Raw genomic sequence first — 26,335 nt, 5'->3', positions numbered from 1 at the left:
ATGGCTACCGTAAAAGTTACGCTGATCAAAAGCATGACCGGCCGCATCCCTAACCACAAACTGTGCGTTAAGGGTCTGGGTCTGCGTCGCATCGGTCACACTGTAGAAGTCCAGGATACTCCCGAGAATCGCGGGATGATCAACAAGGCTTACTACATGCTGCGTGTCGAGGGTTAATCGATGAAACTCAATGATCTGAGTCCAGCGCCGGGTTCCCGTCGCGAAAAGCATCGTCCGGGCCGTGGTATCGGTAGTGGTTTGGGCAAGACCGGTGGCCGTGGCCACAAGGGTCAGACCTCTCGCTCCGGTGGCACCATTGCTCCAGGCTTTGAAGGCGGTCAACAGCCGCTGCATCGTCGCCTGCCGAAGTTCGGTTTCGTTTCCCTGAAAGCCATGGACCGCGCAGAAGTGCGTCTGTCCGAGCTGGCCAAAGTGGATGGCGATATCGTCACCGTGCAGTCCCTGAAGGATGCCAACGTGATCAACCAGAACGTACAGCGTGTGAAAATCATGCTGTCGGGCGAAGTTGCTCGTGCTGTCACCATCGGAAAGGGAATCGGCGCCACCAAAGGTGCGCGTGCGGCTATCGAAGCAGCTGGCGGCAAGTTCGAGGAATAAATGGCTAAGCAAGGTGCTCTCTCTGCGCTCGGCAAAGGCGGTATGTCTGAACTCTGGGCTCGTCTGCGTTTTCTGTTCCTGGCGATTATCGTCTACCGAATAGGCGCACACATCCCGGTTCCAGGTATCAACCCGGACCGACTCGCGGACCTGTTTCGACAGAATGAGGGGACCATTCTTAGCTTGTTCAACATGTTTTCCGGCGGCGCGCTGGAGCGGATGAGCATCTTTGCACTGGGGATCATGCCGTACATTTCGGCATCGATCATCATGCAGCTGATGTCCGCTGTCAGCCCGCAGCTGGAGCAGTTGAAGAAGGAAGGTGAAGCTGGCCGTCGCAAGATCAGCCAGTACACCCGCTACCTCACTGTCGTCCTCGCTCTCGTCCAGGCTGTTGGCATGTCCATCGGTCTGGCGGGGCAGGGCGTAGCGTTCACTGGTGACTTTGGCTTCCATTTCGTCGCGGTAACCACTTTTGTGGCGGGTGCGATGTTCATGATGTGGCTGGGTGAGCAGATTACTGAGCGTGGTGTTGGCAACGGTATCTCGATGTTGATCTTCGCAGGTATCGTCGCCGGTCTTCCGAGAGCGATCGGGCAGTCTTTCGAGTCTGCGCGTCAGGGTGATATCAACATCTTCGCCCTGGTTGCCATCGGTTTGCTGGCAGTAGCGATTATCGGTTTCGTGGTGTTCATTGAGCGTGGCCAGCGTCGTATCGCTGTTCACTACGCCAAGCGTCAGCAGGGCCGCAAGGTTTTTGCTGCGCAGACCAGCCACTTGCCGTTGAAGGTGAACATGGCCGGCGTTATCCCGGCCATTTTCGCGAGCAGCATCTTGCTGTTCCCGGCTTCGTTGGGTGCCTGGTTCGGCCAGTCTGAAGGTATGGGCTGGTTGCAGGACATCTCGCAGTCGATCGCTCCTGGTCAGCCGTTGAATATTCTGCTGTTTAGTGCAGGGATTATTTTCTTCTGCTTCTTCTATACGGCGTTGATGTTCAATCCGAAAGACGTAGCGGAAAACCTGAAGAAGTCCGGTGCCTTTATTCCGGGTATCCGTCCGGGCGAGCAGTCGGCGCGCTACATTGATGGCGTTCTGACGCGTTTGACCTTGTTCGGTGCTCTTTACATGACGGCCGTGTGCTTGCTTCCCCAGTTCCTGGTGGTTGCGGCAAACGTTCCGTTCTACCTTGGCGGGACCTCGTTGCTGATCGTGGTCGTGGTTGTGATGGACTTCATGTCCCAAGTACAATCGCACCTCGTTTCGCACCAGTACGAATCCCTGATGAAGAAAGCCAACCTGAAGGGCTACGGCAGCGGCATGTTGCGCTGAGTAGCGTCCATAAGGTTCGAGGAGTTGGTGATGAAAGTTCGTGCATCGGTGAAAAAGCTGTGCCGTAACTGCAAGATTATTCGCCGCGAAGGTGTTGTTCGGGTAATTTGCAGCGCGGAACCGCGTCACAAACAGCGCCAAGGCTGAGTGTGATTGTGCTTTAAGCCCGGCAGCTAGTGCGCTGCCGGGTTGATTATTTGTTATTACAGCGATATTATCTCGCGCCCTATTTCTTGGCTTCCGGGGCGTAGGTAGCTGTCAATTGGAGTCCCACTGAATGGCCCGTATTGCAGGCGTCAACATTCCAGATAACAAGCATACTGTTATCTCGCTGACCTACATCTATGGTGTTGGTCGCACTACTGCACAGAAAATTTGTGCAGAGACTGGGGTCAACCCAGCAGCAAAGATCAAGGATCTGAGCGACGAGCAAATTGAACAGCTGCGTGGCGAAGTGGCGAAGTTCACCACTGAAGGTGACCTGCGTCGCGAAATCAACATGAAAATCAAGCGCTTGATGGACCTCGGTTGCTATCGCGGTCTGCGTCATCGTCGTGGTCTGCCAGTACGCGGTCAGCGTACCAAGACCAACGCGCGTACCCGTAAAGGTCCGCGTAAGCCGATCCGCAAGTAATCGCCCCAGCGAATCGACAGGAATTTAATCATGGCAAAACCTGCTGCTCGTCCTCGTAAAAAAGTTAAAAAGACAGTGGTTGATGGCATCGCCCACATCCATGCATCTTTTAACAACACCATCGTGACCATTACCGACCGTCAAGGTAACGCTCTTTCCTGGGCTACCTCCGGTGGTTCGGGTTTCCGCGGTTCCCGCAAGTCCACTCCGTTCGCTGCTCAAGTAGCTGCTGAGCGTGCTGGTCAAGCTGCGCTGGAATACGGCCTGAAAAACCTCGACGTCAACGTCAAAGGTCCAGGTCCAGGTCGTGAATCCGCAGTCCGCGCTTTGAACGGCTGTGGCTACAAGATCGCCAGCATCACCGACGTGACGCCAATCCCGCACAACGGGTGCCGTCCGCCGAAGAAGCGCCGCGTGTAATCCAGGAGATTGTAAAGAATGGCTCGTTACATTGGTCCAAAATGCAAACTCGCTCGTCGCGAAGGCACCGATCTCTTCCTGAAGAGCGGCGTGCGCGCGATCGAATCGAAGTGCAACATTGAAGCAGCACCTGGTATCCACGGCCAACGCCGCGGTCGCCAGTCCGATTACGGCACCCAACTGCGTGAAAAGCAGAAGGTCCGTCGTATCTACGGCGTTCTCGAGCGTCAATTCAGCGGCTACTACAAAGAAGCTGCTGGCAAGAAAGGCGCAACCGGCGAAAACCTGTTGCAGCTGCTCGAATGCCGTCTGGACAACGTTGTATACCGTATGGGTTTCGGTTCTACTCGTGCCGAATCCCGTCAGCTGGTATCGCACAAGTCGATCAGCGTTAACGGCCAGACCGTGAACGTTCCGTCCTACCAGGTTCGTGCTGGTGACGTGGTTGCTGTTCGCGAGAAAGCAAAAAACCAACTTCGCATTGTCCAAGCTCTCGATCTGTGTGCCCAACGTGGCCGCGTAGAATGGGTAGAAGTAGACACTGAGAAGAAGTCGGGCGTTTTCAAGAACGTTCCTGCTCGCAGTGATCTGTCCGCCGACATCAACGAAAGCCTGATTGTCGAGCTCTACTCCAAGTAAGGGCTAGAAAATAGGTGCATCCATGCAGATTTCGGTAAATGAGTTCCTGACACCCCGCCATATTGATGTGCAGGTTGTCAGTCCAACCCGCGCCAAGATCACACTCGAGCCTCTCGAGCGTGGTTTCGGCCACACCCTGGGCAACGCGCTGCGCCGCATCCTGTTGTCCTCAATGCCCGGCTGTGCAGTAGTCGAGGCCGAGATTGACGGTGTGCTCCACGAGTACAGCGCCATCGAAGGTGTACAGGAAGACGTAATTGAAATCCTGTTGAACCTTAAAGGTCTGGCTATCAAGCTGCACGGTCGTGACGAAGTTACGCTGACCTTGTCGAAGAAGGGTTCGGGGGTGGTTACCGCTGCCGATATTCAGCTGGATCATGATGTCGAGATCGTTAACCCCGATCACGTAATCGCTAACCTGGCGTCTAACGGCGCCCTGAACATGAAGCTCACCGTAGCTCGTGGTCGTGGTTATGAACCGGCAGACTCGCGTCAGAGCGATGAAGACGAAAGCCGCAGCATCGGTCGCTTGCAGCTTGACTCTTCGTTCAGCCCGGTTCGCCGTATCGCATACGTGGTGGAAAACGCCCGTGTCGAACAGCGTACCAACCTGGACAAGCTGGTTATTGATCTGGAAACCAACGGTACCCTGGATCCTGAAGAGGCTATCCGCCGCGCTGCAACCATCCTGCAACAGCAGTTGGCTGCGTTCGTCGACCTCAAGGGTGACAGTGAGCCAGTGGTTATCGAGCAGGAAGACGAGATCGATCCGATCCTGCTTCGCCCGGTTGACGATCTGGAACTGACTGTACGTTCGGCTAACTGCCTTAAGGCGGAAAACATCTACTACATCGGTGACCTGATTCAGCGTACCGAAGTAGAGCTGTTGAAGACTCCGAACCTTGGCAAGAAATCCTTGACTGAAATCAAGGACGTTCTGGCCTCCCGCGGTCTGTCCCTCGGCATGCGCCTCGACAACTGGCCGCCTGCAAGTCTTAAGAAGGACGACAAGGCGACTGCCTGATCGTCGTAATCACCGAACGTTGTGTTTGGTAAGGAATGAACCATGCGTCATCGTAAAAGTGGTCGTCACCTGAGCCGCACCAGCTCGCACCGCAAGGCCATGTTCCAAAACATGGCGGTGTCGCTGTTCGAGCACGAGCTGATCAAAACTACACTGCCGAAAGCCAAAGAACTGCGCCGCGTTGCCGAGCCGCTGATCACTCTGGCCAAGACAGACAGCCTGGCTAACCGCCGTCTGGCTTTCGACCGTACTCGTTCGAAAGCTATCGTTGGTAAGCTCTTCAACGACCTGGGCAAGCGTTACGCTACCCGTGAGGGTGGCTACCTGCGCATCCTCAAGTGCGGTTTCCGCGCTGGCGACAACGCGCCTATGGCGTACGTCGAGTTGGTTGATCGTGCTACTGCCGGCGAAGCTGTAAGCGCCGAGTAAGACGACAGTCTGCAACGAAGAACCGGGCCTAGTGCCCGGTTTTTTGTGCTCGATGGAAAAGTGCGTTAGCCGTTTCGCCTGGCCTGGCTATTGGCAATCTTGCTTATTAGATAATGACTATCGAAGCCCATGATTTAATGAATTTGGATACTGTCACTAACATGATCAATACTCCTCACCAGCCGATTAGCCGGCAGTCCGAACCGACCTAGGAAGATTTGAGCATGAGCCAGACCAAAACGCTTACGACCGCCAGTGGCGCTCCTGTCGCCGATAACCAGAACTCTCGCTCCGCCGGTCCACGTGGCCCGCTGCTGCTCGACGATTTCCACCTGATCGAGAAGCTTGCTCATTTCAATCGCGAAAACATTCCAGAGCGTCGTGTGCATGCCAAGGGCTCAGGCGCTTACGGTACCTTCACCGTAACTCGCGACATCACTCAATACACCAGCGCCAAGTTGTTCGAGTCGGTTGGCAAGCAGACGCCGACTTTCCTGCGCTTCTCTACCGTGGGTGGCGAGCGCGGCTCCGCCGATACCGAGCGCGATCCACGCGGTTTTGCCCTGAAGTTCTACACCGAAGAAGGTAACTGGGACATCGTCGGCAACAACACACCGGTGTTTTTCATCCGCGACCCACTGAAGTTTCCAGACTTCATTCACACCCAGAAGCGCCTGCCACAAAGCAACCTCAAAAGTGCCCAGATGATGTGGGACTTCTGGTCGCACTCGCCCGAAGCGTTGCACCAGGTCACCATTCTGTTCTCTGACCGGGGGATTCCTGACGGCTATCGTCACATGCACGGTTTCGGCAGTCACACCTACAGCCTGATCAATGCTCTGGGTGAGCGTCACTGGGTGAAATGGCACTACAAGACCAAGCAAGGCATCAAGAACCTCGCGCCGGCCGAAGCTGCACGCCTGGCGGGCACCGATCCGGATTATGCCCAGCGCGACCTGTTCAAGGCGATCGAGCGCGGTGACTTCCCGAAATGGAGCGTCTGCATCCAGATCATGACCGAGGCACAGGCCGCGGCCCATTACGAAAACCCGTTCGATGTGACCAAGACCTGGTCGCAGAAAGAGTTTCCGCTGATCGAAGTCGGCGAGCTGGAGCTCAACCGCAACCCGCTGAACTACTTCGCCGAAGTGGAGCAAGCGGCATTCGGGCCTAGCAACATGGTGCCGGGTGTGGGTCTCTCGCCTGATCGCATGCTGCAGGGTCGTGTGTTTGCCTATGCCGATGCACACCGCTACCGCGTAGGTACCAACCATCAGCAGTTGCCGGTGAACGCGCCGCGCAGCCCGGTCAATACCTACCAGCGCGACGGCGCCATGGCGTTCGGCAGCAATGGCGGCGCAGCTCCGAACTATGAGCCGAACAGCTTCGTGGAGGCGCCGAAGCAGGCGCCGCGTTATGCGGAGCCGGCGCTGGCCCTCAGCGGTGCGGCGGATCGGTATGATCATCGCGAGGATACCGACTACTACAGCCATGCCGGTGCGCTGTTCCGCTTGATGAACGATGAGCAGAAAGCGCTGTTGATCAGCAATATCGCCGGTGCTATGGCGGGGGTCTCGGCGGATGTTGTCGATCGCCAGTTGCAGCATTTCTTCAAGGCAGACGCTGCTTATGGAGAAGGTATCGCAAAAGCTTTGGGCGTACAGCTTAACTAAGTCTAAACGAGAAGCAGAACCGCCCTCATTTGGGCGGTTTTTGCGTTATTTACCCTGCTTTTCTCGGATTTTCTTCACTTTTATTGCGATAGGCGAGTGACCTTGCAGTCAGCTTGGTTCAAACTAGGGCCTTTCAAAGCTTGTGGAGATGTAGGGCGATGCAAGGTCACCCAGACGTAATCGATTACCTCAACACGTTGCTGACAGGCGAACTGGCAGCCCGTGATCAATATTTCATCCACTCGCGGATGTACGAGGATTGGGGTTTTACCGAGCTCTACGAACGTATCAACCACGAGATGGAAGAAGAAGCGCAGCACGCCGATGCGTTGATGCGCCGGATCCTGATGCTCGAAGGCACGCCACGCATGCGCCCGGACGACCTTGACATCGGTACCACCGTACCTGACATGCTCGCCGCCGACCTGCGTCTGGAATACAAAGTCCGCGCGGCGCTGTGCAAAGGCATCGAGCTGTGCGAACAGCACAACGACTACGTCACTCGCGAGATCCTGCGGGTGCAGCTCAACGATACTGAAGAAGACCACACTTACTGGCTTGAAAAGCAGTTGGGTCTGATCAAGTTGATCGGGCTGGAGAATTACCTGCAATCGCAGTTCTGATTGCTGCGGAAGGGAACGCAGATCGTCCCAAGATGCATTCCCACGCGGAGCGTGGGAACGATCAAAAAAGCCCCTGCATCGATGAGATGACAGGGGCTTTTTCATGCCCGGTGCTTCAGTCCCGATCACGCTCCAGCAACGGCTTGAGGTAATAGCCGGTGTGAGACTGCTTCATTTCCGCCACTTGCTCCGGCGTACCTACGGCGATGATCTGGCCGCCCTTGGAGCCGCCTTCCGGCCCGAGGTCTACCAGCCAGTCAGCCGTCTTGATCACATCCAGGTTGTGCTCGATGACCACAACGGTGTTGCCGTGGTCGCGAAGGCGATGCAATACATCGAGCAATTGCTGGATATCGGCGAAGTGCAGGCCTGTGGTCGGCTCGTCGAGGATATACAGGGTCTTGCCGGTATCGCGCTTGGACAGTTCACGGGACAGCTTGACCCGCTGCGCCTCGCCGCCGGACAAGGTCGTCGCCGACTGCCCGAGCTTGATGTACGAAAGCCCTACATCCATCAATGTCTGGAGCTTGCGCGCCAATGCCGGTACTGCGTCGAAGAACGCTCGGGCCTCCTCGATCGTCATTTCGAGGGTTTCGTGGATGTTCTTGCCCTTGTACTTGATCTCCAGCGTTTCACGGTTATAGCGCTTGCTCTTGCACACGTCGCACGGCACATAGATGTCGGGCAGGAAATGCATCTCCACCTTGATCAGGCCATCGCCCTGGCAGGCTTCGCAGCGCCCGCCCTTGACGTTGAACGAGAAGCGGCCCGGGCCGTAGCCCCGCGAGCGTGATTCCGGTACGCCGGCGAACAGTTCGCGGATCGGCGTGAACAACCCTGTATAGGTCGCCGGGTTGGAGCGCGGCGTCCGGCCGATCGGGCTCTGGTCGATGTCGACAACTTTATCCAGATGCTCCAGGCCCTTGATGCTGTCGTGCGCGGCGGCTTCCAGGGTGGTGGCACCGTTCAGCGCGGTGGCACTGAGGGGAAACAGCGTGTTGTTGATCAGCGTCGACTTGCCGGAGCCGGAAACACCGGTAACGCAGGTCAGCAGGCCGATCGGGATTTCCAGGTCGACGTTGCGCAGGTTGTTGCCGCGTGCGCCCTTGAGGGTCAACGACAGCTTTTTATTGCGTGGGGTACGCTTGGCCGGCACCTTGATCTTCACCCGGCCCGACAGGTATTTGCCGGTCAGCGAGTCGGGGTGCGCCATGACTTCGGCGGCGGTGCCCTGGGCGACGATGTGTCCGCCGTGCACCCCCGCGCCCGGGCCGATATCCACGACGTAATCGGCGAGGCGAATCGCGTCTTCATCGTGCTCGACCACGATCACCGTATTGCCGATGTCGCGCAGGTGTTTCAGCGTGCCGAGCAACCGGTCGTTGTCCCGCTGGTGCAAGCCAATGGACGGTTCGTCGAGGATGTACATGACACCCACGAGCCCGGCACCGATCTGGCTGGCCAGACGGATACGCTGGGCCTCACCGCCGGACAGGGTATCCGCGCTGCGGTCGAGGGTCAGGTAGTCCAGGCCGACGTTCACCAGGAACTGCAAGCGCTCGCGGATCTCCTTGAGGATCTTGTCGGCGATTTCGCCACGACGGCCGGTGAGCTTCAAGCCACCGAAATAGTCAGTGGCATCGCCGATCGGCAGGCTGGTCACCGCCGGCAGGGTTTTCTCACCCACCCACACGTGCCGCGCCTCCCGGCGCAAACGGGTGCCGCGGCAGTCCGGGCAGGGCTGGGTGCTGAGGAACTTGGCAAGTTCTTCGCGCACGCTGGCCGATTCGGTCTCGCGGTAGCGCCGTTCCAGGTTAGGCACGATGCCTTCGAACGGGTGGGAGCGCTTGACGATATCACCACGGTCGTTCAGGTATTTGAAATCGACGTTCTGCGTGCCGCTGCCATGCAGGATGAATTTCTGCTGGTCCGCGGGCAGCTCGTTGAATGGTTTGTCCAGGCTGAACTTGTAATGGGCCGCCAGCGACCCGAGCATTTGGAAGTAATAGACGTTGCGCCTGTCCCAGCCACGAATCGCGCCTTCGGCCAGGGTCAGCTCGCCGTTGACCAGCCGCTTGGTGTCGAAGAACTGCTTGACCCCCAGGCCGTCGCAGGTAGGGCAGGCGCCGGCCGGGTTGTTGAAGGAAAACAGCTTGGGTTCCAGCTCGCTGATGGCGTGGCCGCAGATCGGGCAGGCGAAGCGTGCCGAGAAGATAATCTCTTCACCGGGTTCGTCGTCCATCGGCGCCACCAGGGCGATGCCGTCGGCCAGCTTCAGTGCGGTCTCGAAGGATTCGGCCAGGCGCTGCTGCAGGTCGGCGCGGACCTTGAAGCGGTCTACCACCACATCGATCGAGTGCTTCTTCTGTTTATCCAGCTTCGGCAGCTCGTCGAGCTCGCACAGCTTGCCGTTGACCCGGGCGCGTACGAAGCCCTGGGCGCGCAATTCTTCGAAGACCATCAGGTGTTCACCCTTGCGCTCGCGAATCACCGGTGCGAGCAGCATCAGCTTGCTGCCTTCCGGCTGGGCGAGCACCAGGTCGACCATCTGGCTGACGGTCTGGGCTTCCAGTGGGGTGTCGTGATCAGGGCAGCGGGGGATACCGACTCGCGCATACAGCAAGCGCAGGTAGTCGTAGATCTCGGTAATGGTGCCGACCGTCGACCGCGGGTTATGGGACGTCGACTTCTGTTCGATGGAGATCGCTGGCGACAGGCCTTCGATGGTATCGACGTCGGGTTTTTCCATCATCGACAGGAACTGCCGGGCGTAGGCCGACAGCGATTCGACATAGCGGCGCTGGCCTTCGGCGTACAAGGTGTCGAAGGCCAGGGATGATTTGCCGGATCCGGACAGGCCGGTGATGACGATCAGCTTGTCCCGAGGCAGGGTCAGGTCGATGTTCTTCAGGTTGTGGGTACGGGCCCCACGAATCAGGATCTTGTCCAAAGTGGCCTCGCTCGGCGGGCGTCGAAAACGTAGGAGTATACGGGCAAATACTGGATGGATGCACACTATTGCAAGCCATACATGAAGACTGCGCGGCAAACGGTCGCCATATACCCCCTCAATCGATGGGACTGGTAGAATCCCCGCCGGTTCACACGAGGTTTTTCCATGCAAGATCCCCACAGCGAACGCATGAGTAGCGGCGAGACCCGCGCGGCAGGCGGTCTGGCCCTGGTGTTCGCCTTCCGCATGCTCGGCATGTTCATGGTGTTGCCGGTACTGGCGACCTATGGCATGGACCTGGCGGGCGCGACCCCGGCCCTCATCGGGCTCGCCATCGGCGCCTACGGCCTGACCCAGGCGATTTTCCAGATTCCCTTCGGGATCATTTCCGACCGGATCGGCCGGCGCCCGGTGATTTACCTGGGGCTCATCGTGTTCGCCCTCGGCAGCGTGCTGGCGGCGAATGCCGATTCGATCTGGGGCGTGATCGCCGGACGGATCCTACAAGGAGCGGGCGCCATTTCCGCTGCCGTCATGGCGTTGCTGTCGGACCTGACCCGCGAGCAACATCGCACGAAAGCCATGGCGATGATCGGCATGACGATTGGTCTGTCGTTCGCCGTCGCCATGGTTGTAGGACCGTTGTTGACCCGTGCCTTTGGGTTGTCGGGGTTGTTCCTGGCGACCGGTGCCATGGCACTGGTGGGCATCCTCATCGTCGCGTTGATCGTGCCGCGCTCCACCGGGCCGTTGCAGCACCGTGAATCCGGGGTGGCCCGCCAGGCGCTGGTGCCGACGCTAAAGCATCCTGACCTGCTGCGCCTGGACCTGGGCATCTTCGTGCTGCATGCCATGTTGATGTCCAGCTTCGTGGCCTTGCCGCTGGCGCTGGTGGAAAAGGCCGGCCTGCCCAAGGAGCAGCACTGGTGGGTCTATCTGACGGCACTGGTCATTTCGTTCTTCGCCATGATTCCGTTCATTATCTATGGCGAGAAGCGACGCAAAATGAAACGAGTTTTGCTCGGCGCCGTCGTGACGCTCATGCTCACTGAGCTATTCTTCTGGCAGTTCGGCGACAGCTTGCGCGCCCTGGTGATTGGCACGGTGGTGTTCTTCACCGCGTTCAACCTGTTGGAGGCGTCACTGCCGTCGCTGATCAGCAAGGTGTCACCGGCGGGCGGCAAGGGCACGGCGATGGGGGTTTATTCAACCAGCCAGTTCCTCGGTTCGGCATTGGGCGGGATCCTCGGCGGCTGGCTGTTCCAGCATGGCGGTTTGTCGGTTGTGTTCCTGGGATGTGCCGCGCTGGCTGCACTTTGGCTGGTTTTTGCTGTTACCATGCGCGAACCTCCGTATGTGACGAGCCTGCGCTTGCCGTTGTCGCCCGAAGCCATCCGCGAAGCAGGCCTGGCCGAGCGCCTCAGGGCCGTCGTTGGAGTAACCGATGCAGTGGTGGTCGCCGACGAGGCGGCCGTTTATATCAAACTGGACACCGAATTATTGGATCGTGCGACGCTTGAGCGCCTGGTGAACAACCCGGCCCCGGCAGCGTGCGAAGCCTAGGAGAACGTTATGGCCCGTGGGGTTAACAAAGTCATATTGGTCGGTACTTGCGGCCAGGATCCAGAAGTTCGCTACCTGCCTAACGGCAACGCCGTGACTAACCTGAGCCTGGCGACCAGCGAACAATGGACCGACAAGCAGACCGGCCAGAAGGTCGAGAAGACCGAATGGCACCGCGTGTCGATGTTCGGCAAAGTGGCGGAGATTGCCGGCGAATACCTGCGCAAGGGTTCGCAGGTCTACATCGAAGGCAAGCTGCAGACCCGCGAGTGGGAAAAAGACGGCATCAAGCGTTACACCACCGAAATCGTGGTCGACATGCAAGGCACCATGCAGTTGCTCGGTGGCCGTCCGCAAGGTGACCAGCAGCAGGGTGGCAACAACTACCAGCAAGCGGCCCCGCGTCAGCAGGCGCCTCGTCCGCAGTCGGCGCCACAGCCACAGCGCGAGCGCCCAGCTCCGCAACAGGCCGCACCGCAACCGGCTCCGGATTTCGACAGCTTTGATGACGATATTCCGTTCTGATCCGCAGTGGTTTCATTCGTGAGTCTCCTCATCGAATGAAACCTGAAAGCTCGATAAAGCCCTCTTCGCTGCAAAGCCTGGAGGGTTTTTTTCGCTTTGCGTAAGCCAAGGTGTCCCAAGGATCAATCAAGTGAGATGAGCACGGATTGACGGGTTATGCCGCGAATGGATCAGTCATAGATAATCGTCTGATAGACCGGCGTTTGCTTGGCGCTGTGCTTGATGCGCCGCACCGAACTGCCGGTTATCAGGTGTCCACCGAGAAGAAGATTGCCACAAGGCGATCGCGGTTCGAAAAGCTGCTGTCTCAAGATCCTTATCGCTTCCGCGCCCAGTTCACCGCGGGGCACGTGAAGCGTGGTGAGCGGTATATCGTTGATGTCCGCCAGGTTGAACCCGTCCATGCTCATCACTGAAACATCCTGAGGAACCCTCAAGCCGGCATTCTGCAGCGCTTTAACCGCGCCGGCTGCCATGAAGTCGCCCCCGGCCAGGATGGCAGTCGGTCGGTCGTCGGGTGCGCAGTTTTCCAGGAAGGCCGCTACCCGCGCTTCAGATTCAGCACTGCCGAAACCTTCGGCAACCATCAGGTGTTTTGTTTCGATGAATTCGAGATTTTGCTCCTTCCATGCATCACGAATTCCACGTATCCGCAGATCCATCGTGTACCGCCTGAGACACTGGAGGGTCAGTACATTTCGGTGCCCCATCTGAAACAGATAATTTATCGAATAATGACCGATCAAGAAGTGGTCGGGCGATATCGAGGGCAAGCGCATGCTGCGATCAATGCAGTTGATCAGTACCGTCGGCTTGCTGAGGTCGGCCGCGAGTTGGTGTATGTGCGGATCATCAATACCAATCAGGATCGCCGCACCGGTGTCCTTCTGATTCATCTTCTGTAAAAACAGCAATGCGTCGCTATCAACCTCTTCAAGCTCGCAATAGCGAACTCGAACATCATGTTGCGCGACCGCCTGCGTGATGCCCTGGATAACTTTGTAGTAGAAGATATCCGAGCGTACGTTGAAGGCCCGCGAGGGCGCGAAGATGGTCAGCCCGTTGAGCAGGAAGCGACCATTGGCGAGGCCTTCCATCACGCCCTGCTGACGAGCCGCCGCCAGCACTTTTTCTCTCGTGGCGGGGCGGGTGTTGGATTTGCCAGCAAGCACCCGCGACACCGTCGCGATGGACAGGCCCGTCTGTGCCGCAATTTCAGCAATGCGTAACTTTCCCACCGTGGCTTATCCATTGAGACAATTTATGTAAAAGCTTTCATAGCAGAAAAGGGCCATCAATCCTAGCGTGCTTGGGTTTCTGTCGAGTTGCGTCGGCGGTGGATGTAAATCTATACACGCCTGCTTCTGTACGGATCATGAGCAGTTGCCATAGCGTTCAAGCCTCAAATAAAAACAAAACGCCGGAAAATACGGCGACAGGCGAAGAATTGATGACTATCGATATCGAACGCAATGCTCGACTTTCGGCCAAGCTAAAATTCATCCCGCATCTGCGATGGTGGATGCTTTCCCTGTTTTTGCTCGGCGTCACCGTCAACTATATAACCCGCAATTCACTGGGTATCTTGGCGCCGGAACTGAAAACCACGTTCAGCATGTCGACGGAACAGTACTCGTGGGTCGTCGCCTCGTTTCAACTTGCCTACACAGTTTTCCAACCCGTCTGCGGCTGGCTGATCGATGCGATCGGGCTCAAGCTCGGCTTCGTCATATGCGCCGTCGTATGGTCAGTGATGTGCCTTCTTCATGCCGGGGCAGCGAGTTGGGTACATCTGGCGATTCTGCGTTTTTTCATGGGCGCTTCGGAGGCAGCGGCTACACCCGCCAATGCCAAGGCGATAGGGGACTGGTTTCCCAAAAAAGAACGCCCTATCGCTGCGGGATGGGCGGGGGTTGGTTTTTCTCTGGGGGCGATGCTCGCCCCTCCCATCATCTATCTGGCTCATGTAAGCCTGGGCTGGCAGGGCGCATTCCTGATTTCCGGCGGGATCGGCCTGATATGGGCCGCCGTCTGGGGATGGCTCTACCACGCTCCCACTATTCATCCGCGCTTATCGCCCGATGAGTTGAAGCATATCCAACAAGACGGCGAAAAAATCGGCCAGCAAATGCCTTTTTTCAAAGCGTTGAAAAAGATTGGTCGGGACAAGCGATTTTACGGTATCGCGCTTCCCGCCTTCATGGCAGAGCCGGCATGGGCAGTCATGAGTTTCTGGGTGCCGCTGTATCTGGCCAACGAAAGAGGAATGGACCTCAAGCAAATCGTACTGTTTGCCTGGGTTCCGTTTCTGGCGGCGGATCTGGGCAGTGTCGCCAGCGGTTACCTGTCACGCGCTTACCATCGTTTTTTCAAATGCACCCGTGTGAATTCGATTGTCGCCAGTTCAATCACCGGCGCGTTCCTGATGTTTTCGTTAGCCGTGATGACCCAGGTGGAAGACCCCTATGTAGCGATTGCGCTTATTTCAGTCGGCGGTTTTGGCCACCAGATTATCTCCTGCATGTTAAGTGCACTGGTCGTCGAAACGTTTGATCGGGATGAGCTGGCGACTGTGAACGGAATGCGAGGCTCATGTGCCTGGATTGCCAGCTTCATTTTTTCGCTGATCATCGGTGTCAGCGTGGACAAGATAGGATTCAACCCATTGTTCATTGCGATGGGGCTCTTTGATTTTATAGGTGCGTTTTTCATGATTTTGTTTATCGCCGACAGAGCGTCCAAACCTGAAGCGGTGCGTGCCCAATGAAGTCACTTAAAGTCTGGGAATTACAGGCCCAGGAAAAAGGCTACATCGAGCTTCTGGTCGAGGGCCGACATCTCTTCAGAATTCATATCCTCGAAGACGGTTTGGCGCGTGTACTGCTCATGCGTGCAGGCGCGTTGGCACTGGATCGGACCTGGAGCATCGCGCCCCGGGAGGATGTCGCCTGGGAGGGCCGGGCCCGCGAGTCGTTGGCGGATTTTTCTTTGCCCGCGTACCGGGTCGAAGAATTTCAGGACCGGTTGGTACTCACGACCAGAAAACTCCGCATCACGGTAAATCGTCCGCTGTGGTTGCAATGGGAATACCACGATGGCCAGGACTGGAGGCCGTTGGTTTCGGATCGGCCCACCGGTGCCTATTCGCTTGATGCTCATGGTGAAGGCCTGGAGCATTACCAGCTTCGCGCGCCGGAACATCGCTATTACGGGCTCGGCGAAAAGACCGGCGATTTGAATCGCGCCGGCAAACGCTTTGAAATGCGTAACCTGGATGCAATGGGATATGACGCTGCGAGCACTGACCCGCTGTACAAACATATCCCCTTTGTCATCACGCACCAGGAGCACGCCAGCTTCGGGATGTTCTATGACAACCTGAACACCAGCCTCTTTGATCTGGGGAACGAGCTGGATAATTATCACCGGCCCTACCGTCGGTACAAAGCGGATGCCGGTGACCTCGATTACTGGGTACTTGCAGGCCCGCGCATACTGGATGTGACGAAGGCTTTTGTTCGTCTGACCGGACGCACTCTGTTTCTGCCTAAATGGAGCCTGGGCTACAGCGGCTCGACGATGCACTACACCGATGCCGAAAATGCCCAGGAACAATTGCTGGATTTTCTTGATCTGTGCCGTCGGCACGATATCCCTTGTGACTCTTTTCAACTGTCATCCGGGTACACGTCCATTGGCGAAAAACGTTATGTTTTCAACTGGAACCGTGAAAAGGTCCCAGACCCCAAGGCGCTTGCCCAGGCCTACCGTGATGCCGGCGTCAGGCTGGTTGCCAACATCAAGCCTTGTCTCTTGCAGGACCATCCGCGCTACGCCGAGGTAGCCAGGCGAAAGATGTTCATCGGCGACTCTGAACACGACATGCCAGAGCGCTCTGTCTTCTGGGACGATGAGGGCTCTCATCTGGACTTCACCAACCCGGACGCTGTCAGCTGGTGGCAGTCGAATGTCACAACACAGCTGTTGGAGCTGGGTATTGAATGCACGTGGAACGATAACAATGAGTTCGAGGTGTGGGACGGTGAGGCACGCTGCCACGGCTTCGGGCGCGAAATAGCAATCAAACATATCCGGCCTGTCATGGCATTGCTGATGATGAGAGCGTCTTTAGAGGCACAACAGCGGTTTTCGCCATCGGAACGGCCCTATCTCATCTCACGCTCAGGTTGCGCCGGCATGCAGCGCTACGTTCAGACTTGGAGCGGTGATAACCGAACCAACTGGAAAACCCTCCGCTACAACACCCGCATGGGCCTGGGCATGAGCCTGTCGGGGTTGTACAACGTCGGGCACGATGTAGGTGGGTTCTCGGGTAACAAGCCGGATCCGGAGTTGTTTGTCCGTTGGGTCCAGAATGGTGTGATGCATCCGCGCTTCACCATTCACTCCTGGAACGACGATGGCACCGTCAATGAGCCATGGATGCACCCAACGGTCACCGATGCGGTCCGTGACGCCATCGGGCTCCGATACAGATTGATGCCTTACTTCTATACCTTGCTGTGGCAAGCCAGTAACGAAGATGAGCCCATCTTGCGACCTACGTTTCTTGACCACGAGCATGACCTTGAAACGTTCGAGGAAAACGACGAGTTCCTTCTTGGCCGAGATGTCCTCGTCGCCAGCGTGGTAGAGGAAGGCGCCCGCGAGCGCGAGGTGTGGTTACCCCTGAATGCGACGGGATGGTGCGACTGGCATACCGGTGACTGGTACGAAGGTGGCCAATCCGTTGTTCTGGATGCGCCTTTGGAACGTTTGCCCTTGTTGGTGCGAGGGGGCGCTGCGATACCGATCGGTGAATGCCACAAGCTTAACGATCCCTCTCTTGATCGGCGTCGCGAGCTGGTGATTTTTCCTGCGCCTTCAGGTGCCTCCAGCGGCGTGCTGTTTGAAGATGACGGCATCAGTCATGACTGGAAAAACGGCAACTGCGTTGTCATCAAATGGACCCTTGAATATGGCCTGGACTTCATTGATTTGACGATCGCTAAAACAGGGGACTTTTGTCCGGCGTGGGAGCAGCTTGAGGTGTCCTTGAAGATTACGGATGCGCGAGCCTTGAGAATCAATGGCCGTAGTGGGTGCGCTTTGAAGTTGGCGGATATTCCGGAGCATGGACAACTTCATTGATTCGCTGGCAGGTCTTGCCCTCCCGGTCCAGGAGGGCAAGTCCACCGGCTCACAAGTCCAGATTCAATAACTCCTGCATCCTCTCCCCAATCGACTGCGTCAACCATGTGGCATGGAACTCCATTTCCGCCACCGTGATGTCCACCCAAAACCGAAGCGAAATCGGCTTGCCATCGGCTCCGGTGTAGCCGACATCAAAGTGGTTCACATTGGCGAAAGTGCTCAAGGTGTAGGGCTTGATGTAATGGATGTCGCTATAGGGCACGCATTTCTCGGTGGTTTCCCGGGCAGGACGGCGCTGGGTGAAGGTGAGGCGTTGCTGGCGTTCGTCAAAACAGAAGCCAAGCACCTTGGGCCCGGAGACGAGCCAGTTGATCGTACAGACGGCCGCGAACGCACTGATGAACATGAGCGCGATAATCAGCGGTTCCATAATGATCTGCTTGTGAATCGACGACAGGCCTTCGACCTTGAACAGCATCAGGGTGAACACTGCCAGCCAGTAGGCAGGCAGGGCCAGCAAGATTGCCGCGACGTAGATCATGGTCCCCAGGAATCCCGGCCTGGATACGTCGCTTGAGCAATCCCACGTGGGCGGGTGCCGTGGCGCTGATGTAGCGGTCGGGAAGGGCGATTCGACCAGGCGCGGCGGGCGTCTGCGTTTCATGCGGCTGGCTCTTGGGAAGATATCTGGCCATTCTCGTCGTAACCGCTCACACACGCCTAGTCATTTCCGCTTGCTGTTGATGCCTGCGCCTACGCCTGGCTGCCGCTCAGGAATTGCTCGGTACTCACCACATTCGCATAGGCAAACCCCAGCGCCGACATGAACGCAGCGTGGACATGGGCCGCAGGGACGACGAGGCCGTTGAATTCCAGGTCGCGGCTGGCACAGGCATCATGCACCACCGTGACCTCATAGCCCATGTCAGCGGCAGCGCGGGTAATGCCGTCGATGCACATGTGGCTCATGCTACCGACCACCACCAACCGCTCGATGCCGTGGCGTTCAAGGACAGCTTGCAGCTCGGTTTCGCGAAACGAATTGACGAAGTGCTTGAGCACGACCGGTTCATCGGCGCGGTTGAGTACCTTGGGATGCAACTGCGCACCTTCAGAGCCGGGCGTAAAAAATGGCGCTTCGTCGGAGGTGAATTCGTGACGGATGTGCACGACCTGGTTTCCGGCCTGGCGAAACGCCTCGATCAACCTGGCGGCGTTATCGGCGGCGGTCTCTGCACCGACCAAAGGCCATTTTCCCTGGGGGAAGTAGTCGTTCTGGATATCTACGACGATGAGCGCTTGCTTGGACATGGGGGCTTCCTCGTTTAACTCAGGATGTGGCGCCAGTATTGGCGTTTGTCCGGGTTTCGAGGATTGGCCGCAACGACAATAAGCGGGGGAAAACTGACAATGCGGCAATGGCGCTGCATTGTCAGGCTCGGTTCACCAGTTATACGTCAGGCTTGTCGTCATGGTTCGACCATCGCCGTAGTAGCAGTCCCAGTTGCTGGTACAGCGTGCCACGTACTTCTTGTCGTCGAGGTTTTCCACGTTCATGTCGACTTTCACACCCTTGAGGCCGAGTGGCGATTGGCCGAGGTCGTAGGACAGGCGAGCGTCATAAACAGTAAAGGACGGCACGTCGAAGGAGGGCGCGGTGGCTGTGCCCGGGTATTCGGTTCCGGGACTGCTGCGCACATAACGAACACCGAGCCCGGCGCCAAATCCGGCCAGCGGAGTGCTGCCCAGGAACGTGTAGTTGACCCAGGCGGAGGCGGTCAGCGGCGAGATGCCGGCCAAATGGTTGCCTTGGCGGCCATCATTATCCTTGGTGTATTCAATATCGTTGCGCGAGACCGAAGCGATGACGTCCAGTGACTTGTTCAGGCTGGCCTTGCCTTCCAGTTCGATACCCGTCGAGCGCACGGCACCGGTCTGGCCGTTGAAGCCCGGATTGTCCAGGTCGGTGGTCAGCATGTTCTCCTGGTCCAGTTGATAAACGGATAACTGCACAAAACTCTGCTGTCCTGGCGGCTGGAACTTGAGGCCTATCTCATACTGCTTGCCGGTGGTGGCCTCGAACGGTTTGCCGGACACATCACGGCCGCTCACCGGCTGGAATGACTCGGCATAGCTGATGAACGGAGCCAGGCCGTTGTCGAACAGGTATACCAGGCCGGCGCGCCCGGTGAAGGCACTGTCGCGGACGTTGCTGTGGGCGCCGCTGACCGGTTCCTTGTTGTCCACTTCGGTCCAGTCATAGCGGCCACCCAGCACCAGCACCCATTGGTCGAGCTTGATCTGGTCCTGCATGTACAGGCCGGTCTGGGTGATGGTGTTGTCCCATCGGTACAGATTGCCGAAATTGAGAGGTTGGCCATGGACCGGGTTGAAGATGTCGATGATCGGCGGGTTGTAGTCGTACAGCCCTTTGAATTTTGAGTTGAACCGGTAGTAGTCCAGGCCGGTGATCAGGGTGTGTTTCAGGGGGCCGCTGTCAAATTCGGCCTGGGCGATATTGTCCACACCGAAGACCTTGTTGGTCTGCGACCAGTCGACGCCGTAGCGGGTCATGTAGCGTTTGTCGTCGGCGCCGGTGACGGGGTTGTTGACGAAGCGATAGCCATGCAGCGGGGCGGTGTAATGGTCGTCCACCACGGCATAACGAGCGTTCTGCTTCAAGGTCCAGACATCGTTCAGGCGATGGCTCAGCTCATAGCCCAGGGCATATTGGTTGCGCTTGTAGTCATTCACGCCGGGCTCGCCCAGGAAAAGGTCCCGCGAAATCCTGCCGTTGGGGTTGTTGAATACCGTCCCCAGGGCGGGCAATCCCTGTGCTTCCGGAACCGCGTCATCGCGTTGGTACTGAGCGAACAGGGTCAGGCTGGTGTCTTCGTTAGGTAGCCAGGTCAGGCTCGGCGCGAGGAACTGGCGTTTCTGCTGGGCATAGTCAATGCTCGAATTGCTGTCGTTGACCAGCCCGGTCAAGCGATACAGCAGCGTGCCTTGTTCATCCAGGGGCCCGCCGATATCCACGCCGACACCCATCTGGTCGTAGCTGCCCGCCTTCAACACCACTTCGTGGACGGGTTCGAGGGTTGGCCGCTTGCTGACCATGTTGACGATGCCGCCAGGCTGGTTCTGACCGTACAGCACCGAGGCCGGTCCTTTGAGCACTTCAATGCGCTCCAGCGAGTACGGTTCGATCTGCAGCGCGCCGCCTGTGCTGCCCCCGCCGTATGGCAAGTGCAGGCCGTCCAGATACAAAGGGACTGGGGATATGCCGCGAGATGTCGGCTCGTCGAAAATTTTCACCCGATCGGAGAAGCCGCCGCCAGTGATGCCAGGTGTGTAGCGCAAAGCTTGGGTGACGGTCTGGGCGCCTCGGGCCTTGATCTCGTCAGCCGTGACCACGTTGATGGTTTGCGGCACCTCCACCAGGGCGCTGTCGCTCTTGCTGCCCGTGGCGCTGCGCGTGGCGACGATGCCATCGACGGGGCCCCAGGGGTTTTCGCCAACGTTGCGGGCACCGATCAGTGTGGCGTCCAGTTGCAAGGTTGCGCTGTCGGGTGCTAGTTGCAGAGACCAGGCGTTGCCGCTGTTGACGGCCTGCAAGCCCGAGCCCGCCAATAGACGCTGCAGCGCCCCGGGAATGTTGAATTGCCCGTGCAGCCCCGGCGTGCTCTTGCCGGTGGTCAGTTGCGCGTCCACCGACAGCAACACACCGGCTGTCCTGGCGAATTGGTTCAACGCCTGGTCGAGCTGGCCCGCGGCGATATCGTACTGGCGAACATCATCGATGTTGGCGGGCTCAGCCTGGGCTGTTGCGCAGAACATTGGCGTTGCAGCCAGGGCACCGAGGAACAAACCGTTGCGCAAGAAATGGAGAGGGGCTTGGACGGGCACTGCGATACTCCCTGGCGATAGCAATTGAAGGGTTTCAGAGCTATCCCGTATCAACAGGAAAAACCGACAATGCCCGGCGAAAAAATCACGTGAGACGCTTTACCGTGACCCAATAACGCGTTGCCTGGTGGACACGCACGGGCAGCGAGCGGGCCAGCGCCGCCAGGATGGCGTCGGTGTCGGCCAGAGGAAATACACCGGTGATGAGCAACGGTGCGGCGGCCGGATCGCAGCGCAGGATGCCGGGCCGGTAGCGGCTCAGTTGCGACAGAAACTGACCCAGCGGCTGGCGCTCGGCGATCAGGTGGCCCTCGCTCCAGGCGCCGGCGTTTGGGTCAGTGGCGGTGACGACACCGAGTCGGTCCTGGTCGAACCAGAGGCTCTGGCCTTCCACCAGCCTTTGGGCCGCTGCGGCGATAGGCCGTACTTCCAGCAATCCCGTGTAAAGGTCGACCCGGATGCCTTGCTGGGCCTCGGCCACGCAGAAGCGCGTGCCCAGCGCCTGTATCTCGCCTGCCCCGGTCTGCACGATCAACGGCCGCTGGAGGTACTCGGGGTTGTGCCCGGTCTCCAGCAGGATGGCCCCCTTGATCAAACGAATGCGTCGATGACTGGCAGAAAAACGCACGTCCACGGCACTGTCGGTATCCAGGTCCAGGCGCGTGCCGTCCTCCAGCGTCAGCCGACGGATTTCGCCGACCGCCGTGTGTTGATCGGCCAATGCGCCGCGCCAGGGTTTCTGGCTGTGCAGCGAATAACCGGTTGCGCCAGTGACCAGCATCAGCGAAAGCAACTTGAGCATGTCTCGCCGCGAGCGCTGCGGCGCATCCTTGAGCACGGCCTGAGCGCAGTCGCGCGGGACGCGCCCCAAGGTCTGCTGCAGATCCTGCAAGCGCTGCCAGGCCCTGGCATGTTCGGCATCGGCGCGCTGCCACAGGACAAACGCCCGCTGTTGAGCGTCAGTCATCTCGCCGCCCCAATGCAGCATCAGCCACTCGCTCGCCTGTTCGACGACGGCCGGGGAAACCGGACGCTCGGCGCGGCGATTCATTCTTCGTAGACCGTCTGGTAGCAGGCCAGGATGGCGCGGGTCATGTATTTTTGTACGGAGCTGACGGTGACTTGCAGGCGTTCGGCAATTTGCGCATAGCCCAGGCCTTCGAATTGCGACAGCAGGAAGGCCGTCCGCACATTGCCTGGCATGCGGTCGAGCATCGCGTCGATTTTCTGAAGCGTTTCGAGAATGATTGCTCGTGTCTCCAGGCAAGGCGTCTGGGGTTCGGGCAAATGAGCGATACTTTCCAGGTAGGCCCGTTCGATTCGCTGTCGACGCCACTGATCGATCACCAGGTTGCGGGCGATCTGGGTCAGGTAACTGCGACCCTCCACTACCCCGGGAATACGTCCGGAAACCAGCAGGCGCAGGAATGTGTCTTGCGCGATGTCCGCCGCGTGGTCATGGTTGCCCAGCTTTCGACGCAACCAGGCGTGCAGCCAGCCGTGATGATCGCGGTAGAGTTCGTGCAGTTGAGCGTTGCCATTGGAAGTTGCTGACATGACGGGCTCGTCGGGAAGGTGTTAATGATAGGTATTATCATTACACTTTCATTTGGGCTTTGAAAGCCGACCGGTGGAAGTCTGGTGCGTAGCAGGGATTTGCAACGATTGGTTGAAAAAAATACTGGGAAACTGACATGGCGCAGGAAAGGGCATTCGTCGAACTCGGCGTGCTGATCTACCCCGGCGCGCAAATGGCCGCGGTGCATGGTTTGACCGATCTGTTTGCCGTGGCGGATGGCATTGCGGCGGAGCATGCCAGTGTGCAGCTGCCGCGGCTACGCGTGAGCCACTGGCAAACGGCGGGCGGAGAAATGCCGTCGCGGGTGTTTGCCAGTGATACCGGTCCGCACGCGCCACTGGTCGCCTTGTTGATCCCACCGTCCATTGCCGGCTTCAATGAAGCTGTCGCAACACCGACGCTGATGGATTGGCTCCGGGCGCAACACGCTAGCGGCACGGTACTGGGCGGGGTTTGCGTCGGCTCCATCCTGCTGGCCGAAAGCGGTTTGCTGGATGGGCGTAGTGCCACGACCCACTGGACCTCGGCCAAGAGCTTTGCGGCACGTTATCCGAAGATCAAGCTCAACGCCGATAAACCCATTGTCGACGACGGCGACCTGATCACCACCGCCGGGCTCATGGCCTGGTCGGAGCTCGGGCTGCGGCTGGTGGACCGCTTGCTCGGCCCCGGCATTGCCACACGCACCGCGCAGTTTCTGGTGATCGAGCACAGCGACAGCGCGAGCCAGTGCGGCAGTAATTTCGCGCCGATCCTCGGGCATGGCGATGGAGCGATTCTGAAAGTGCAGCACTGGTTGCAACGCAGCGGCGCGGTGGATGTTTCCCTTGGCACGATGGCCGAACAGGCCGGGCTGGAAGAGCGCACGTTCTTGCGCCGGTTTCGCGCGGCTACCGGCCTCAAGCCCACCGAATACTGTCAACACCTGCGGGTCGGCAAGGCCCGGGAAATGCTGGAGTACACCAACGGTACCATCGACCACATTGCCTGGACCGTCGGTTATCAGGATCCGGGCGCCTTTCGAGCGACGTTCAAGAAAATCACCGGGCTGGCGCCGAGTGATTACCGGGCAAGGTTCGGGGTGAACCCGAGTGCTGCCAAAAGCTGACACAGCGCCTCTGTGGCTTCGTGCAAATTGCCGGACATCCGCCTCCAGTCGTGCAGAATGAAACAGGCCCGGTGCCACATCATCCGCTCATCTCCCCGTTTCCTTGACCGTTCGTCCCCCGCCGTGCCGTTGGCCTGATCTCTGCAATCCTTATAGCTACGGCTATTTAGCGCAGTTGAAAGGACAACGCATGACCCAGATCCATCGTGACAAATGTGTAGTGGCCCACTCGGTCAATCCCCAGGCACCCCTGCATGAAGTCGAGACCAATCGGGCGCTGGCGCGCTGGCTGGCGAATATCCTTGGCCTGGAGTTCGGCGGCAGTTACGACAGCCAGCAACACGCCGGGCGGGATCTGTACCTGTTGCCTACGCAAACCCTGATCGGTCCCGAGGCTGCGTTGCGCCTGGGCGTCAAGGGACCGGACGATCTTTGGGGCGGTTACGTCGACCACGATTTCATCTGCACCAAGGCGATTGCCCATGGTCTGTTGAATAAGGATGCGGTCGCGCCGAAGGGCTGGTCACCGCTGTTCGCCAAGCTGACCCGGGGCGTTGTGCTCGATGGCATCAGCGTGTTTTCGCTCAAGGATGCGCGCCAGGCCGCCGAGCACTTGCTCTACGCCGGGCCGATTCGCTTCAAGCCAATCCATGCTTGCGCCGGACGTGGCCAGCGAGTCATCCGGAGCATCGGGCAATTCGATGAGATCGTCGCGGCTCCAGACGCCCAGGCGTTGTTCAGCGAGGGAATCGTGCTGGAACAGAATCTCAGTGAGGTCAAGACCCAGAGCGTCGGCCAAAGCTTTATCAACGGCAAGGTCTTGAGCTACTGCGGCGTGCAGCACCTGACCCACGACAACGAAGGGGAAGAGGTCTACGGCGGCTCCGACCTGCTGGTGGCGCAAGGGGGCTACATCGAGCTTCTCGGCCTGGAATTGCCGGACGATGTGCGCGAAGCGGTCCGGCTGGCGCAGGTATTCGATGACGCCGCCAACCAGGCTTTCCCCACGTTCTTTGCTTCGCGGCGCAACTACGACATTGCCCAAGGGACGGATACCGGGGGCCAGCCTCGCGGTGGCGTGCTGGAGCAGTCCTGGCGAATGGGCGGCGCCAGCAGCGCTGAACTGGCTGCCTTGCAGGTGTTCGTCGAGGACCCATCGATCCGCGCGGTTCGGGTGTCCTCAGTCGAAACCTACACCGACCAACCGCTGCCGCCCGGCGCCACGGAGGTTTATCGCGGCGCTGCGGAAAATGGTGATTTCCTACTCAAATACGTAACGGTTCAATCCTATGACGGCTAGAAGCGAAACCATCCAGATTGCGATTGATGATGAACACATGAATGGAACCTTCCTCAGCCCCAAGTCGAAGGTCCCCGGTGTGTTGTTCGTACACGGTTGGGGCGGCAGCCAGGAGCGAGATCTCGAGCGGGCCAAAGGCATTGCCGGCCTGGGCTGCGTGTGCCTGACCTTCGACTTGCGCGGCCACACCGGTGGTGCCGGGATTCCACTGTCGCGGGTCACGCGCGAGGACAACCTGCGGGACTTGCTGGCGGCCTATGACCGGTTGCTCGCCCACCCGGCCCTGGACACCTCGGCGATCGCGGTGGTCGGTACCAGCTACGGTGGTTACCTGGCCTCGATCCTTACCTCATTGCGACCGGTGCGCTGGCTGGCCCTGCGGGTGCCGGCGCTGTACCGCGACGAGCAGTGGCACACGCCCAAGCGCGACCTCGACAAGGCTGACTTGCTCGATTACCGCAGCACCCTGGTGCACGCCGATACCAACCGGGCCTTGCACGCCTGCGCGCAATTCACCGGCGATGTGTTGCTGGTGGAGTCGGAGACGGACGATCATGTGCCCCACGCCACGATCATGAGCTACCGGGCCGCCTGCCAGCAGACTCACTCGTTGACTCATCGGATCATCGATGGCGCCGACCATTCCCTGAGTGACCCCGTGTCACAGCAGGCCTACACCTCGATCCTGGTGAGCTGGATCACGGAGATGGTGGTGGGCGAGCGGTTGAGCATCATTCAGGAGCGGTAGACAGCTGGTGTCCTGGCGGGCCTCTTCGCGAGCAGGCTCGCTCCCACAAGGACTCGCAGAAAGTCTGAGCCCGGGTTCACACAGGTCTCTTGTGGGAGCGAGCCTGCTCC

At 58.6% G+C, this 26,335-nt stretch carries 25 protein-coding genes; 18 read left to right on the top strand and 7 right to left on the bottom strand.

Annotated elements, in window-relative coordinates; translation table 11 throughout:
* From rpmD to bfr, 11 genes are all read left to right on the top strand, one after another.
* Entirely contained in the window at positions 1–177 is a 177-nt protein-coding gene (gene rpmD, locus J3P86_RS23745; protein ID WP_003176408.1) for a 50S ribosomal protein L30, read from the top strand.
* 3 nt (positions 178–180) lie between these two features.
* Positions 181–618: a 50S ribosomal protein L15 gene (rplO, locus tag J3P86_RS23740; RefSeq protein WP_003186032.1), complete on the top strand. Its 438-nt coding sequence runs from the start codon at positions 181–183 to the stop codon at positions 616–618.
* Positions 619–1,947 (top strand): preprotein translocase subunit SecY, encoded by a 1,329-nt coding sequence (gene secY, locus J3P86_RS23735; protein WP_018612224.1) that lies wholly within the window; start codon positions 619–621, stop codon positions 1,945–1,947.
* Positions 1,948–1,977: 30 nt separating this feature from the next.
* A complete protein-coding gene (gene rpmJ / locus J3P86_RS23730; RefSeq protein ID WP_002555468.1) occupies positions 1,978–2,094 on the top strand; it encodes a 50S ribosomal protein L36 in 117 nt (38 codons plus the stop codon).
* A gap of 130 nt (positions 2,095–2,224) precedes the next feature.
* The gene (gene rpsM, locus J3P86_RS23725; protein ID WP_009045849.1) at positions 2,225–2,581 is read left to right on the top strand and encodes a 30S ribosomal protein S13; all 357 of its coding nucleotides are present in this window, start codon (positions 2,225–2,227) and stop codon (positions 2,579–2,581) included.
* A gap of 30 nt (positions 2,582–2,611) precedes the next feature.
* Complete coding sequence (gene rpsK / locus J3P86_RS23720; protein WP_002555466.1) at positions 2,612–3,001, top strand: 30S ribosomal protein S11; 390 nt, start codon at positions 2,612–2,614, stop codon at positions 2,999–3,001.
* A gap of 18 nt (positions 3,002–3,019) precedes the next feature.
* Positions 3,020–3,640 carry a 30S ribosomal protein S4 gene (gene rpsD, locus J3P86_RS23715; RefSeq protein ID WP_003176404.1) on the top strand — a complete coding sequence of 207 codons (621 nt, stop codon included), beginning with the start codon at positions 3,020–3,022 and terminating at the stop codon, positions 3,638–3,640.
* Between the two features lie 22 nt (positions 3,641–3,662).
* A complete protein-coding gene (locus J3P86_RS23710; RefSeq protein ID WP_003176403.1) occupies positions 3,663–4,664 on the top strand; it encodes a DNA-directed RNA polymerase subunit alpha in 1,002 nt (333 codons plus the stop codon).
* A 42-nt stretch (positions 4,665–4,706) separates the two neighbouring features.
* A complete protein-coding gene (gene rplQ, locus J3P86_RS23705; protein WP_003176402.1) occupies positions 4,707–5,093 on the top strand; it encodes a 50S ribosomal protein L17 in 387 nt (128 codons plus the stop codon).
* A gap of 224 nt (positions 5,094–5,317) precedes the next feature.
* Positions 5,318–6,766 carry a catalase gene (locus J3P86_RS23700; protein WP_434698990.1) on the top strand — a complete coding sequence of 483 codons (1,449 nt, stop codon included), beginning with the start codon at positions 5,318–5,320 and terminating at the stop codon, positions 6,764–6,766.
* Positions 6,767–6,924: 158 nt separating this feature from the next.
* On the top strand, positions 6,925–7,389 hold the full coding sequence (gene bfr / locus J3P86_RS23695) for a bacterioferritin (protein ID WP_024778335.1): 465 nt from the start codon (positions 6,925–6,927) through the stop codon (positions 7,387–7,389).
* A 115-nt stretch (positions 7,390–7,504) separates the two neighbouring features.
* On the opposite strand, the gene uvrA is transcribed toward bfr, so the two are convergent.
* Positions 7,505–10,339 carry an excinuclease ABC subunit UvrA gene (gene uvrA, locus J3P86_RS23690; protein WP_434571478.1) on the bottom strand — a complete coding sequence of 945 codons (2,835 nt, stop codon included), beginning with the start codon at positions 10,337–10,339 and terminating at the stop codon, positions 7,505–7,507.
* Between the two features lie 168 nt (positions 10,340–10,507).
* Between uvrA and J3P86_RS23685 the strand changes: the two genes are divergently transcribed.
* Both J3P86_RS23685 and J3P86_RS23680 read left to right on the top strand, forming a co-directional pair.
* On the top strand, positions 10,508–11,905 hold the full coding sequence (locus J3P86_RS23685) for an MFS transporter (protein WP_305498449.1): 1,398 nt from the start codon (positions 10,508–10,510) through the stop codon (positions 11,903–11,905).
* Between the two features lie 9 nt (positions 11,906–11,914).
* Complete coding sequence (locus tag J3P86_RS23680) at positions 11,915–12,430, top strand: single-stranded DNA-binding protein (protein ID WP_434698989.1); 516 nt, start codon at positions 11,915–11,917, stop codon at positions 12,428–12,430.
* A 170-nt stretch (positions 12,431–12,600) separates the two neighbouring features.
* Here the strand turns inward: J3P86_RS23680 and J3P86_RS23675 are convergent, their stop codons facing one another.
* Positions 12,601–13,668: a LacI family DNA-binding transcriptional regulator gene (locus J3P86_RS23675; RefSeq protein ID WP_434698988.1), complete on the bottom strand. Its 1,068-nt coding sequence runs from the start codon at positions 13,666–13,668 to the stop codon at positions 12,601–12,603.
* A gap of 212 nt (positions 13,669–13,880) precedes the next feature.
* On the opposite strand from J3P86_RS23675, the gene J3P86_RS23670 reads away from it, so the two are divergent.
* Positions 13,881–15,197 carry an MFS transporter gene (locus J3P86_RS23670; RefSeq protein WP_434601986.1) on the top strand — a complete coding sequence of 439 codons (1,317 nt, stop codon included), beginning with the start codon at positions 13,881–13,883 and terminating at the stop codon, positions 15,195–15,197.
* Positions 15,194–17,581, top strand: coding sequence for a TIM-barrel domain-containing protein (locus J3P86_RS23665; protein WP_434698987.1), 2,388 nt, complete (start codon positions 15,194–15,196; stop codon positions 17,579–17,581). Before J3P86_RS23670 ends, J3P86_RS23665 begins: the two co-directional genes overlap by 4 nt.
* A gap of 49 nt (positions 17,582–17,630) precedes the next feature.
* Here the strand turns inward: J3P86_RS23665 and J3P86_RS23660 are convergent, their stop codons facing one another.
* The 5 genes from J3P86_RS23660 to J3P86_RS23640 form a co-directional block, all read right to left on the bottom strand.
* A complete protein-coding gene (locus J3P86_RS23660) occupies positions 17,631–18,248 on the bottom strand; it encodes a hypothetical protein (RefSeq protein ID WP_434627791.1) in 618 nt (205 codons plus the stop codon).
* A gap of 89 nt (positions 18,249–18,337) precedes the next feature.
* Positions 18,338–18,895, bottom strand: a complete 558-nt coding sequence (locus tag J3P86_RS23655; RefSeq protein ID WP_434698986.1) for a cysteine hydrolase family protein — start codon at positions 18,893–18,895, stop codon at positions 18,338–18,340.
* Between the two features lie 132 nt (positions 18,896–19,027).
* Positions 19,028–21,421 carry a TonB-dependent siderophore receptor gene (locus J3P86_RS23650; protein WP_434700680.1) on the bottom strand — a complete coding sequence of 798 codons (2,394 nt, stop codon included), beginning with the start codon at positions 21,419–21,421 and terminating at the stop codon, positions 19,028–19,030.
* Positions 21,422–21,575: 154 nt separating this feature from the next.
* Positions 21,576–22,541 (bottom strand): FecR domain-containing protein, encoded by a 966-nt coding sequence (locus J3P86_RS23645; protein ID WP_434698985.1) that lies wholly within the window; start codon positions 22,539–22,541, stop codon positions 21,576–21,578.
* Complete coding sequence (locus tag J3P86_RS23640) at positions 22,538–23,047, bottom strand: sigma-70 family RNA polymerase sigma factor (RefSeq protein WP_305498455.1); 510 nt, start codon at positions 23,045–23,047, stop codon at positions 22,538–22,540. Before J3P86_RS23640 ends, J3P86_RS23645 begins: the two co-directional genes overlap by 4 nt.
* A 137-nt stretch (positions 23,048–23,184) precedes the next feature.
* Here J3P86_RS23640 and J3P86_RS23635 point away from each other — a divergent pair, with 137 nt between their 5' ends.
* The 3 genes from J3P86_RS23635 to J3P86_RS23625 all read left to right on the top strand — a co-directional run bounded on the left by J3P86_RS23635 (position 23,185) and on the right by J3P86_RS23625 (position 26,225).
* The gene (locus J3P86_RS23635; RefSeq protein ID WP_434698984.1) at positions 23,185–24,177 is read left to right on the top strand and encodes a GlxA family transcriptional regulator; all 993 of its coding nucleotides are present in this window, start codon (positions 23,185–23,187) and stop codon (positions 24,175–24,177) included.
* A 190-nt stretch (positions 24,178–24,367) separates the two neighbouring features.
* Complete coding sequence (locus J3P86_RS23630; RefSeq protein ID WP_434672929.1) at positions 24,368–25,477, top strand: DUF3182 family protein; 1,110 nt, start codon at positions 24,368–24,370, stop codon at positions 25,475–25,477.
* Positions 25,467–26,225 carry an alpha/beta hydrolase family protein gene (locus J3P86_RS23625; RefSeq protein ID WP_434571500.1) on the top strand — a complete coding sequence of 253 codons (759 nt, stop codon included), beginning with the start codon at positions 25,467–25,469 and terminating at the stop codon, positions 26,223–26,225. The genes J3P86_RS23630 and J3P86_RS23625 overlap by 11 nt, the downstream gene beginning before the upstream one ends.
* The last annotated feature ends 110 nt before the right edge of the window (positions 26,226–26,335 follow it).

It is taken from the genome of Pseudomonas sp. D1-1 (genome assembly GCF_051132225.1).
Classification (GTDB): Bacteria; Pseudomonadota; Gammaproteobacteria; order Pseudomonadales; family Pseudomonadaceae; genus Aquipseudomonas.
The sequence above is the reverse complement of the archived record's forward strand: the minus strand, read 5'-3'. Positions and strand labels throughout refer to the sequence as shown.

Excerpts from the sequence above, each read along its gene's own strand:
- rpmD (WP_003176408.1), top strand. The coding sequence starts at position 1 with ATGGCTACCGTAAAAGTTACGCTGATCAAAAGCATGACCGGCCGCATC.
- rplO (WP_003186032.1), top strand. The coding sequence starts at position 181 with ATGAAACTCAATGATCTGAGTCCAGCGCCGGGTTCCCGTCGCGAAAAG.
- secY (WP_018612224.1), top strand. The coding sequence starts at position 619 with ATGGCTAAGCAAGGTGCTCTCTCTGCGCTCGGCAAAGGCGGTATGTCT.
- rpmJ (WP_002555468.1), top strand. The coding sequence starts at position 1,978 with ATGAAAGTTCGTGCATCGGTGAAAAAGCTGTGCCGTAACTGCAAGATT.
- rpsM (WP_009045849.1), top strand. The coding sequence starts at position 2,225 with ATGGCCCGTATTGCAGGCGTCAACATTCCAGATAACAAGCATACTGTT.
- rpsK (WP_002555466.1), top strand. The coding sequence starts at position 2,612 with ATGGCAAAACCTGCTGCTCGTCCTCGTAAAAAAGTTAAAAAGACAGTG.
- rpsD (WP_003176404.1), top strand. The coding sequence starts at position 3,020 with ATGGCTCGTTACATTGGTCCAAAATGCAAACTCGCTCGTCGCGAAGGC.
- J3P86_RS23710 (WP_003176403.1), top strand. The coding sequence starts at position 3,663 with ATGCAGATTTCGGTAAATGAGTTCCTGACACCCCGCCATATTGATGTG.
- rplQ (WP_003176402.1), top strand. The coding sequence starts at position 4,707 with ATGCGTCATCGTAAAAGTGGTCGTCACCTGAGCCGCACCAGCTCGCAC.
- J3P86_RS23700 (WP_434698990.1), top strand. The coding sequence starts at position 5,318 with ATGAGCCAGACCAAAACGCTTACGACCGCCAGTGGCGCTCCTGTCGCC.
- bfr (WP_024778335.1), top strand. The coding sequence starts at position 6,925 with ATGCAAGGTCACCCAGACGTAATCGATTACCTCAACACGTTGCTGACA.
- J3P86_RS23685 (WP_305498449.1), top strand. The coding sequence starts at position 10,508 with ATGCAAGATCCCCACAGCGAACGCATGAGTAGCGGCGAGACCCGCGCG.
- J3P86_RS23680 (WP_434698989.1), top strand. The coding sequence starts at position 11,915 with ATGGCCCGTGGGGTTAACAAAGTCATATTGGTCGGTACTTGCGGCCAG.
- J3P86_RS23670 (WP_434601986.1), top strand. The coding sequence starts at position 13,881 with ATGACTATCGATATCGAACGCAATGCTCGACTTTCGGCCAAGCTAAAA.
- J3P86_RS23665 (WP_434698987.1), top strand. The coding sequence starts at position 15,194 with ATGAAGTCACTTAAAGTCTGGGAATTACAGGCCCAGGAAAAAGGCTAC.
- J3P86_RS23660 (WP_434627791.1), bottom strand. The coding sequence starts at position 18,248 with ATGAAACGCAGACGCCCGCCGCGCCTGGTCGAATCGCCCTTCCCGACC.
- J3P86_RS23655 (WP_434698986.1), bottom strand. The coding sequence starts at position 18,895 with ATGTCCAAGCAAGCGCTCATCGTCGTAGATATCCAGAACGACTACTTC.
- J3P86_RS23650 (WP_434700680.1), bottom strand. The coding sequence starts at position 21,421 with ATGTTCTGCGCAACAGCCCAGGCTGAGCCCGCCAACATCGATGATGTT.
- J3P86_RS23645 (WP_434698985.1), bottom strand. The coding sequence starts at position 22,541 with ATGAATCGCCGCGCCGAGCGTCCGGTTTCCCCGGCCGTCGTCGAACAG.
- J3P86_RS23640 (WP_305498455.1), bottom strand. The coding sequence starts at position 23,047 with ATGTCAGCAACTTCCAATGGCAACGCTCAACTGCACGAACTCTACCGC.
- J3P86_RS23635 (WP_434698984.1), top strand. The coding sequence starts at position 23,185 with ATGGCGCAGGAAAGGGCATTCGTCGAACTCGGCGTGCTGATCTACCCC.
- J3P86_RS23630 (WP_434672929.1), top strand. The coding sequence starts at position 24,368 with ATGACCCAGATCCATCGTGACAAATGTGTAGTGGCCCACTCGGTCAAT.
- J3P86_RS23625 (WP_434571500.1), top strand. The coding sequence starts at position 25,467 with ATGACGGCTAGAAGCGAAACCATCCAGATTGCGATTGATGATGAACAC.